This window comes from Salmonella sp. SAL4457 (assembly GCF_046548235.1).
Taxonomy (GTDB): domain Bacteria; phylum Pseudomonadota; class Gammaproteobacteria; order Enterobacterales; family Enterobacteriaceae; genus Salmonella; species Salmonella enterica.
This window is the reverse complement of the sequence record NZ_JBGDZO010000928.1, coordinates 1-253: the sequence shown is the minus strand read 5'-3', so window position 1 is coordinate 253 and position 253 is coordinate 1. Positions and strand designations below refer to the sequence as shown.

1 protein-coding gene is annotated in these 253 nt (G+C 68.4%); it reads right to left on the bottom strand.

All coding sequences use genetic code 11. From position 1 onward, the window contains the following. On the bottom strand, positions 1-253 hold a 253-nt coding region (locus ACLJNW_RS26920), incomplete at both ends, for an MFS transporter (RefSeq protein WP_410961610.1).

The following is a 253-nucleotide window of genomic DNA, read 5'->3' as shown; positions in this document are numbered from 1 at the left end:
CCGTAGACCTGGCGGATGACCCGTTCTGCGTCCGCGTCGCGGCCCTTGCTCAGCAGCCAGCGCGGCGACTCGGGAATCAGGAAGCGGATGGCGAGGACGAACACCGCCGGCAGCGCCAGCACCAGGAAAATGCTGCGCCAGCCGGTCAGCGGCAGCAGGAAGTAGGACAGGCAGCCGGCAGCGACGAAGCCCAGCGGCCAGAAGCCGTCCATCAGCGCAATGTACTTGCCGCGGCGGCTGGCCGGGATCATCT